We start from the raw sequence: 9,784 nt of genomic DNA on the forward strand, positions 1-9,784 counted from the left end.
GCCGGTGGCCAAACTGTATTTCTATTATTCGGCGATGAATGCCGGCAAGACGACCACCTTGCTGCAGAGTGCGCACAACTACCACGAGCGCGGGATGCGCACGCTCATCCTCACGCCGAAGCTGGACAACCGCGCCGGCGAGGGCCTGGTCGCCTCGCGCATCGGGCTCAAGGCGCGCGGAACCGTGTTCGGCCACGAGGACGACCTGCTGGCGATCGCCCGGGACGACATCGCCGCACGCGGCGACCTGCACTGCGTGCTGGTCGACGAGGCGCAGTTCCTGTCGAAGCGGCAGGTCTGGCAGCTCACCGAGATCGTCGACCGGCTGGACGTGCCGGTGCTTGCCTACGGCCTGCGCACGGATTTTCGCGGCGAGCTGTTCGAAGGCAGCCAGTACCTGCTGGCCTGGGCCGACAACCTGGTCGAGATCAAGACCATCTGCCACACCGGCCGCAAGGCCACGATGGTGGTGCGCGTGGACGAACAGGGCCGGGCGATCACCGACGGCCCGCAGGTCGAGATCGGCGGCAACGAGCGCTATGTCTCGGTGAGCCGCGGCGAGTTCAAGAAGGTCATGGCCGGCGAGGGTTACATCGACCTGCAGCAGCCCCGGCTGCCGCTGGGCACGCCCGACTGATCAGGAGCCGCAGCTGGCCGCCAGCGCGGCCAGTTGCCGCCGCAGCTGCAGCCGCTCGGGCAGTTCTTCGGCCTGGGCCTGCAGGGTGGCCGCGACCAGGACCCGGCCCTGGCCCAGGCGTCCGGCCCGGCAGTGCAGTTCGGCCTGAAGCACGTCCGTTGGCCAGGCCGAAAGCCGGGCGACGGCCGGATGGGCGCGCGCCAGCGTGCGCAGGCTGGCGAGATGGGCTTCGGCGTCGTCGGGGCGGGCCTGCCGCAGGGCCAGGTGCGCCTGGGCCAGGCTGACGCGGGCACGGGCCTCGAGCTCGGCCTCGCCGAGGCGTTCGGCGGCCTCATCGAGCAGGCGGCGTGCTTCCTGCGCGTCGCCTGCGTCCTGCGCCAGCTCGGCGAGAAGCATGCGGGCCCGGGCGGCCAGCGCAGGCTGCCGGCTGCGCGAAAGCTGCAGGCATTCTTCGGCCAGGCTGCGGGCATTGGCGTCGAGGTCGCGGGCGAGTCGCACGCGGGCCAGGTCGCACAGCACCGACACATGCTGCACCAGCAGGTTGCCGCGGCGGCGCAGCTGGAGGCTGCGCTGCAGGGCTTCGTCGGCGTCCTCGCGGCGGTCCTGTTCCCAGGCCACGCGGCCCAGCTGGTGCCATGACGCGGCGACTTCGGGATGGTCCGGACCGAAGCGCGCCAGCAGGCGGTCGTGGGCGGATCGCAGCAGTTGCTGGGATTCGCCCAGCTTGCCGGCTTCCAGCAGCAGCTCCCCCAGCGGACGCTGCACGCCGGTGGTCAGCGGGTGGTTCAGGCCGAAGCGGTCGAGGGTGATCTGCAGGGCCTGGCGGTAGGACGATTCGCCTTCGACCTCGTCGCCCAGCGCGACCTGGTAGCGGCCCAGGTCGCGCCAGACCTCGACGCCGAGGGTATTGCGGTCGCCGCCGGCTTCGCGCAGCAGGCCCAGGGCCTCGCGCAGGCCGCGCACTGCCTCCTCGTAGCGGCCCTCGTCGGCCAGCAGGCCGGCAAGGTCCGCCCGGCTTTCGGCCTGCAGCAGCTTGCTTTCATCGCCCTGGTTGCGCAGCGAAAGGGCGCGGCCGAACAGGTCGCGCGCGACCTCGCGACCACCGAGTTCGCGATGGCAGCGCCCCAGCTGCGACAGGAATTCGGCCGAGGCGCGCGGCGTGGCGGCCGCCTGCTGCTGGGCCACCGGCAGCCAGGGCACCAGCGCACGCACGCAGGTTTCGGCCTGGCCGAGGCTGCGCAGGCTGCGGCCGCGCAGGGCCGCCGCTTCCACGCCGAGCAGGGCGGGCGCGGAGCCGGGCAGGGTGCCGAGCAGGTCGGCCTGGCGGTCGAGCAGTTCCAGGGCCTGGCGGTCGTCGCCCAGGCCCTGGCGCAGGCGCGCCACCAGGCCCAGCAGCTCGGCGCGGGCCAGCGGCTGGTTGCGCAGTTCGGTATCGGCGCGGCGCACGCCGGCGTCGAGCAGGGCGCGGGCATCGAGGCCGCCGTCGCCGGCCTGTTCGGTGTCCTCGAACAGGGCGATCACGAAGTCCTGCATGGCCTGCGCGCGTTCGGCCTCCTGCAGCGCGACGCGGGTCTGCCAGGCCATGAAGCCCAGCGCGCCCAGCATCATCATCGTGACCAGGCTGGCGACCGCCAGGGCCACGGAGTTGCGGCGGGCGAACTTGAGGCTGCGGTAGCCCAGGCTGTGCGGCCGCGCCTGCACGGGTTCGCCCTCGAGGTGCCGGCGCAGGTCCTGGGCCAGGGCCTCGACCGAGACGTAGCGGTCTTCCGGCGCCTTGGCGAGCGCCTTGCACAGGATGTTGTCGAGGTCGCCGGCCAGCTCGCGCGACAGGCGGCGCGGGGAGGGTTCCCCGTTTTCACGGGCCAGGCGGTAGGCGGCCAGCGAGGGCCGGACCGGGTCGGCGGTCAGGATGGCCTCTTCCCAGGCGGCGTCGGTGCCGCGCGCGGGATCGTAGGGTTTGCGGCCGACCAGCAGTTCATACAGCACCACGCCCAGCGCGTAGACGTCGGTCATCGTGGTGATGACGCCGTTGCGCAGCTGTTCGGGTGCGGCGTAGTAAAGCGTGAACGCGCGGGTGCCGGTGCCGGTGATCTCGGGGCTGCCGTCCTGAGGTTCGTCGAGCAGCTTGGCGATGCCGAAGTCGAGCAGGCAGACCTCGCCGGCCGGCGTGACCATGATGTTCGAGGGCTTGAGGTCGCGGTGCACCACCAGGTTGGCGTGGGCGTGGCTGACCGCGGCGCAGACCTGCAGGAACAGCCGCAGCCGCTGCTGCACCGGCAGCGCCAGCTGCTGCGCGTACTGGGTGATCGGCTGGCCCTGCACGTAGTCCAGCGCCAGGTAGGGCTGGCCGTCGCTGCTGACGCCGGCATCGAGCAGGCGGGCGATGTGGGCGTGGCCAAGCCGCGCGAGGATCTGCCGTTCGCGGGTGAAACGCTGGCGCAGGCCGGCGTCGCCCAGGCCCGGGCGCAGCAGCTTCACCGCCACGCGGCGCTGGTACAGGCCGTCGGCGCGCGTGGCCAGCCAGACCTGGCCCATGCCGCCTTCGCCCAGGGGGCGTTCCAGCTTGTAGGGGCCGACCTGCTGGCCCGGTTGCGGCGAAAACAGCGAGGCGTCGACGACCGATTCGGACAGGAAGTCGGGGCGGTCCTCCTCGAGCGCGATCAGCTTGCGCAGCTCGGCCGCCAGCGGGGCGTCCACCGTGTCGATTTCAGCCAGCCGCCGCGTGCGCGCAGGGGGTTCGAGCTCGATCAGTTCGTCGAGCAGCAGGGACAGCGTGGACCAGCGTTCGGTGTCCACCGCGGGGGTTTCCTGTCAGCCCTGCAGCGCCGCCAGCAGGAACATGCGGGCCTTCTGCCAGTCGCGGCGCACGCTGCGCTCGGACCGCTTGAGCAGGCCGGCGATCTCGGTTTCCGACAGCCCGGCGAAATAGCGCATTTCGACCACCTGGGCCAGGCGCGGGTCGAGGTCGTTAAGCTTGTTCAGCGCCACGTCCAGGCCGAGCATTTCTTCGTCCAGGCGCATGCCGCCGCCGGCGTCCTCGGGCAGGTCGGTGACCCGGTGCAGGTCGCCGCCGCGCTTCACCGCCATGCGCTGGCGGGCGTAATCGACCACCACCGAGCGCATTGCGCTGGCGGCGTAGGCGAAGAAGTGGGCGCGGTCCTCGAACTCGGCTTCGGCGCGGCCGGCCAGCTTGAGGTAGGCCTCGTGCACCAGCGCGGTGGTGTCGAGCGTGTGGCCCTGCTGCTGGCCGCCCAGCTGGCGTCGGGCCATGCCGTGCAGCTCGCGGTAAAGCGTGGCCAGCACCCGGTCGAGCGCGGACTTGTCGCCGGCACGGGCGGCGCTCAACCACTGGGTGATTTCGGCGGTCTCGTTCATGTCTCCCCGGGGCCCGTCTGCGCGGGCTGGGGACACTATAGCCAATCGGCCCGGCAAAGGCTTCAGCCCCGATGCCTCACCGTTGGCAGCCCGGGCACCAGGCCGTCGCCCGGTTCGCCATCCGCCCGTCGCGGATTGCCCGGCCGCAGCGCTTGCAGGCTTCGCCCTCGCGGCCGTACACGAACAGCTCCTGCTCGAAGTACCCCGGCGCGCCGTCGGCGTTGAGGAAGTCGCGCAGGGTGGTGCCGCCCCGGGTGATGGCATGGGCCAGGATGGCCTTCACCGCATCGGCCAGGCGCCGGTAGCGCTCGCGGCTGATGCCGCCGGCGGCCCGGCCGGGCGCGATGCCGGCGCGGAACAGGCTTTCGGCCGCATAGATGTTGCCCACGCCCACCACCACCGCCTGGTCCATCAGGAAGGTCTTCACCGGCGCCTTGCGGCCGCGGCTGAGCGCGAACAGGTAGTCGCCGTCGAAGGCGTCCGACAGCGGTTCGGGACCCAGGTGGGCCAGCAGCTCGTGGGTTTCGCCGGCAGGCTGCCAGAGCAGGCAGCCGAACCGCCGGGGGTCGGTGAAACGCAGCACGCGGCCCGAATCCAGGGCCAGGTCGACGTGGTCGTGCGTCGCCACCGGGGTGCGGGCGGGCAGCACCCGCAGCATGCCGGACATGCCCAGGTGCAGCAGCGCGCTGCCGGGGGCGGTATCAAGCAGCAGGTACTTGGCCCGCCGGCGCACGCCCAGCACGCGCTGGCCGGGCAATTCGCGCGCCACTTCGGGCGGGATCGGCCAGCGCAGGTCGGGGCGGCGCAGCACCACGCCGGTGATGCGCCGGCCCTCCAGGTGCGGGGCCAGGCCACGCCGGGTGGTTTCGACTTCGGGCAGTTCGGGCATGGCCGGAGTTTGGCAGAGCCGGCAAAAACACGCGTCAATTGCGGCCGCGGCCCGCGGGGGCATAGCCTTGGCCGATGCGCCCGGCCTTCCCCCTGATTCCCGCCGCCCTGTTCCTGGGCCTGGCGATGCTTTCGCCGCCAGCCTGGCCGTCGGCGCCGCCGGGCCCGGCCGACACGGTGCGCTCGGCGCTGGAAAGCCTGGCCGACCCGCAGCGCCAGGCCGCCAGCGACAACCTCGACGCCGCCACCAAGGCCGACGAAGACACGGCCCGCCTGCGCCGGGAGCTGGCGGAGCTCGCATCCGAAACCGCTGCCGCCCCCGAGCGCGCCCGCAGCTTTGAGCGGCAGCTGCAGGCTTCGCCGCGGCAGGCGCTGGCGGCCTGGCGCGAGGGCCTGCCCGCCCGCGCCGACATCGAGGTGCTCGAAGGCCTGCTTGAACGCGAGCGCCGCGAAGCCGAGGCCCTGAGTGAACGCATCGCCACGCTGACTGCCGACCTCGGCGCCGCACTCGCGCCCGACCCCGGGGCCCGTGCCAGCCTGGAAGAGCTCCAGCGCCGGCGCGAGGAGCTGGCCGCGCCGGTGGTGGCCACCGAGGACGAACCGGCCGCGCTGACCGAGTCCCGCCGGGTCCGGCAGGCCGCCGAACGCAAGCGGCTCGAGGCCGAGCTGGCGCTGCGGGAATCGCGCGAGACCTCATCGGCCGTGCGCCAGCGCGCCCAGGAACTGGAGCTGCGCCTGCTGCGGCAGCGCCTGGTCCAGCACGAACCACGCCTGCTCTGGTTGCAGCAGCGCATCCGCGACCAGTCCCGCGCCAGCCTCCAGGCGCTGGTCGAAGACGTCTCGGCCCGCGCCGACGCCCTGCCGGCGGACGACCCGGTGCTGGCGGAGGTGGCGGCGACGAACCTGGCCATGGCAGGCGACCTGCTGGCCGCCAACGAACAGCTCGCCGAGTTCCGCCAGCGCCTGGCCGTCAGCGAACAGGACCTGGCCGCCGACCGCGCCGCGCTGCGCGACAGCCGCACCCGGCTGGACCTGGGGGGCAACAGTGAACAGGTCGGCACCTGGCTCTGGGCCGTCATGCGCCGGCTTGAATTCGCCGACGTGCTCGAGGAGCGCCTGGCCGATACCCAACAGGCGCTGGCCGACACCCGCCTTCGCCTGATCGCGCTCGATGAGCGGCAGCGGGGGCTGGCCGACGCGTCCGCCCAGGCCGCCGCGCTGCGGGCCGAGGCGGCTCGGGGTGACGACCAGTCCGGGCCGGGCGTTCCCGATGGACGGGCCGACCCGCTGGAGGCCTGGCTCGATGCCCGGCACGACCTCGCTGCCCGGCTCGAACCGATGCTCTGGCGCCAGGCGGCCACGCTGGAGCAGACCGAACGCGTGCTGCAGGCGCGCCTGACCACCACCCGCGAGCTGCGCCAGCTGCTTGACCGCCACCTGCTGTGGATCCGCAGCCACGCGCCGGTCGACCTGGCCTGGTTCGGGCGCTGGCCGGGGGCGGCGATGGACCTGGTCAAGGCGGAACGCTTCGCCACCACCGGACGCCTGCTCGCGCGCTCGATCGCCGAACGGCCGGCGGTGTTCGCGCTGGCCGTGATGCTGCTGTCGGGGCTGGTGCTGCTGCGCCGGCGCGCCCGCACGCAGATCGAAGCCCTGGGCCAGGGCCTGCGCGACGTCCGCCAGGACAGCTACCGGCGCACGCTGCAAAGCCTGGCCTGGACCGTGGTCGCGGCCCTGCCGGGCGCGGCGGCGCTGTGGCTGGGCGGCGAACTGCTGCAGGGCATCGGCGAGCGCGGCAAGTACAGCGATTCGCTGGGGCAGGCGGTGCAGGCCGTGGCGCTGCCGGCGCTGACCCTGTCCTTCCTGGGCTGGATGGTGCGCGAACGCGGCCTGGCCCACGCGCATTTCCGCTGGACCCGGCAGCGCCGCGAAGCCCTGCAGGCCTGGCTGCCCGCGCTGAAGGTGGTACTGCTGCCGGCGTATTTCATCGTCGCCCTGGGCTTCGTCCGCGACCAGGACCTGGCCATCGACGTGCCGGCCCGCATCGCGGTCGTCGTCGCGAGCGTGTTTTCCGCGGCCTGCCTGGCCTGGCTGCTCGGGCCCGACCGCATAAGGCACGCGCGCGGTGCCCACCCGGAGCCCTCCAGGTTCCGGCGTGCGCTGCGTTTGCTGCTGCCGGCCGCGCTCGCGGCCAGCGCCGTGCTGGCGCTGCAGGGCTACGTGTATTCCACCGCCATCGTGCTCGACGCGCAGTTCGCCAGCGTTGGCGTGTTCATCGCGGTGGCGGTGCTGCATGGCCTGCTGGCGCGCTGGTTCGCGCTGGGCGAGCGCCGCCTGGCGCTGCGCCGGCAGGAGCAAAAGCGCGAGGCCGAACTTCAGGCCCGGGCCGAAGGCGCAACGCCCGAGGAAGGCGGCGGCGAAGCCATTCCGGTCGACGTTGACGAAGACCTGGCGCTGGACAAGGTCAACGCCCAGACCCGGCGCCTGCTGCGCGCGGTGAAGCTGGTGCTGCTGGCCGCCGGCCTGGTGTGGGTGTGGGCGGACGTCCTGCCGGCCTTCGCGCGCCTGGACGAGGTCGTGCTGTGGTCGGTGGCGCAGGCCACGGCCGACGGCGGCGACACCACGGTGCCGATCACCCTGATGGCGGCGCTGCTGGGCGTGCTGGCGCTGGCGCTGACCTTCGTCGCGGCGCGCAACCTGCCGGGCCTGCTGGAGATCGGCCTGCTGTCGAAGGTCAACATGGATTCCGCCTCGCGCTATGCGATCACCAGCGTGTCGCGCTACGCGATCGTCACCGTCGGAATCATCGCCGGCCTGGGCCTGCTGGGCCTGCGCTGGGGCCAGCTGCAGTGGCTGGCGGCGGCGCTGACGGTGGGCCTGGGCTTTGGCCTGCAGGAAATCTTCGCGAACTTCGTCTCGGGCCTGATCCTGCTGTTCGAGCGGCCGTTCCGCGTCGGCGACGTCATCACCGTCAACAACCTCGACGGCACCGTCACCCGCATCCGCACCCGCGCCACCACGATCCTGGATTTCGACAACAAGGAAATCGTGGTCCCGAACAAGAGCTTCATCACCGGCCAGCTGGTGAACTGGACGCTGAGCGACGAAACCACCCGCATCGTGGTGAAGGTCGGCGTGGACTACGGCACCGACCCGGCCCTGGTGCACCGCCTGCTGATGCAGGCCGCGACAGAGAACCCGAGGGTGCTCGAGACGCCGCCGCCGCGCAGCTGGCTGCTCGAGTTCGGCGCCAACTCGCTCGATTTCGAACTGCGGGTCTTCGTCGGCGGCATCATCGACCGGCTGGCGGTGCGCAACGAGCTGAACGTGCGCCTGGTCGAGCTGTTCGCGGAAAACGAGGTCGGCTTCGCGTTCCCGCAGCTGGACGTGCACGTTCGCGACCTGCCGGAAGCGCCGGGCCCGGGTCCTGCGCCCTCGCCGGGCCCCGGGTCCGGGTCGGGAGCGGCGCCCGAAACCGGCGCCTGAACGCGGGACTGAACCACCGGTTCAGTTCCGCACCCTTGCAGGGCCCCGGATGCGCCTCCATACCGGTGCAGAGGGTGACGTCGCCGTTTCCGGCGGGCATCATCGTCGTGTACCGCCTCCCGCGTCCGTTCCCTGGAGTTACCGATGTTCCCCGAGTTCCTCGACTGGCTTGCCCGCGGCCTCACGCAGGCAAGCTACTGGCAGATGGCCGCCTATTTCCTGGTGGTGGTGCAGCTGACCATCTTCACGGTCACCCTGTACCTGCACCGCAGCGCCGCCCATCGGGGCGTCGATTTCCATCCGGTGCTGACCCACTTCTTCCGCTTCTGGTCCTGGCTGACCACGGCCATGGTCACCAAGGAATGGACGGCGGTGCACCGCAAGCACCACGCCAAGTGCGAAACCGCGGAAGATCCGCACAGCCCGCGTTTCCACGGCATCAGCAAGGTGCTCTGGCGCGGCGTCGAGCTTTACCAGGAAGCGCGCCTGGACAAGGACATGCTCGAGAAGTACGGCAAGGGTTCGCCGGACGACTGGATCGAGCGCAATCTTTACACCCGCTGGCCGACGATGGGCCCGGTGACGATGCTTGCGATCAACCTGGCGCTGTTCGGCCTGCCGGGCGTCGCGATCTGGGCGCTGCAGATGGCCTGGATCCCGTTCTGGGCCGCCGGCGTCATCAACGGCCTGGGCCACTGGTGGGGCTACCGCAACTTCGACACCGCCGACACCGCGACCAACCTGACGCCCTGGGCGTTCTGGGTGGGCGGCGAGGAGCTGCACAACAACCACCACGCGTTCCCGAGCTCGGCGAAGTTCGCGCTGCGCCGCTATGAATTCGACATCGGCTGGACCGTGATCCGCGGCCTGCAGGCCGTCGGCCTGGCCAAGGTGCTGCGCGTCGCGCCCGAGCTGGACGTGCGCCCGAACATCCAGGCGCCCGACGCCGACACCCTGCGCGCGATGATGGCGCACCGCTGGCAGGTGGCCACCGACTACTACAAGCTGGTGCTCAAGCCGCACCTGCAGGCCGAGGCCGCCGACCTGCCGGGTCGCCTGCGCCGCGCCTTCCGCAGCGACGGCAAGTGGCTCAGCGAAGAGAACCGCGAGCGCTTCAGCGCCTGGGTCGCCGAGCGTCCGAACACCCAGCGCCTGCTCGAGTTCCGCCAGCGCCTGCTGGCGATCTACGAGCTGCGCAGCGCCGAGGCCGAGGCCAAGATGGTCGCGCTGCGCGCCTGGTGCGCCGAAGCCGAAGCTTCGGGCATCCGCCAGCTCGAGGAGTTCTCGCAGCGCCTGAAGGGCTACTCGATGGTGCCCGCGCGCGCCTGACCCGCTTCCGGCCCTCTTGTAGGAGCGGCTTCAGCCGCGAATCTTTTGTCTTTGCCCCCGGCAAAGAAC

6 protein-coding genes are annotated in these 9,784 nt (G+C 71.8%); 3 read left to right on the forward strand and 3 right to left on the reverse strand.

The genetic code is table 11. The features are described from left to right. The first annotated feature begins 4 nt into the window (after nucleotides 1-4). Nucleotides 5-637, forward strand: coding sequence for a thymidine kinase (locus ACE3TE_RS05385; RefSeq protein ID WP_374602898.1), 633 nt, complete (start codon nucleotides 5-7; stop codon nucleotides 635-637). Here ACE3TE_RS05385 and ACE3TE_RS05390 read toward each other — a convergent pair whose 3' ends face one another. The 3 genes from ACE3TE_RS05390 to mutM all read right to left on the reverse strand — a co-directional run bounded on the left by ACE3TE_RS05390 (nucleotide 638) and on the right by mutM (nucleotide 4,901). Beyond that, the gene (locus ACE3TE_RS05390; RefSeq protein ID WP_374602900.1) at nucleotides 638-3,433 is read right to left on the reverse strand and encodes a protein kinase; all 2,796 of its coding nucleotides are present in this window, start codon (nucleotides 3,431-3,433) and stop codon (nucleotides 638-640) included. A gap of 15 nt (nucleotides 3,434-3,448) precedes the next feature. Beyond that, nucleotides 3,449-4,012, reverse strand: coding sequence for an ECF-type sigma factor (locus tag ACE3TE_RS05395; protein ID WP_374602902.1), 564 nt, complete (start codon nucleotides 4,010-4,012; stop codon nucleotides 3,449-3,451). Between the two features lie 76 nt (nucleotides 4,013-4,088). Continuing rightward, a complete protein-coding gene (gene mutM / locus ACE3TE_RS05400; RefSeq protein ID WP_374602904.1) occupies nucleotides 4,089-4,901 on the reverse strand; it encodes a bifunctional DNA-formamidopyrimidine glycosylase/DNA-(apurinic or apyrimidinic site) lyase in 813 nt (270 codons plus the stop codon). A 74-nt stretch (nucleotides 4,902-4,975) separates the two neighbouring features. Here mutM and ACE3TE_RS05405 point away from each other — a divergent pair, with 74 nt between their 5' ends. Together ACE3TE_RS05405 and ACE3TE_RS05410 are read left to right on the forward strand one after the other, a co-directional pair. Continuing rightward, on the forward strand, nucleotides 4,976-8,386 hold the full coding sequence (locus tag ACE3TE_RS05405) for a mechanosensitive ion channel domain-containing protein (protein WP_374602906.1): 3,411 nt from the start codon (nucleotides 4,976-4,978) through the stop codon (nucleotides 8,384-8,386). 144 nt (nucleotides 8,387-8,530) lie between these two features. Further along, complete coding sequence (locus ACE3TE_RS05410; protein WP_374602908.1) at nucleotides 8,531-9,715, forward strand: fatty acid desaturase; 1,185 nt, start codon at nucleotides 8,531-8,533, stop codon at nucleotides 9,713-9,715. Nucleotides 9,716-9,784 lie beyond the last annotated feature (69 nt).

Origin of the sequence: Arenimonas sp. (assembly GCF_041919775.1) — a bacterium.
In the GTDB taxonomy this organism is placed as follows: domain Bacteria; phylum Pseudomonadota; class Gammaproteobacteria; order Xanthomonadales; family Xanthomonadaceae; genus Arenimonas.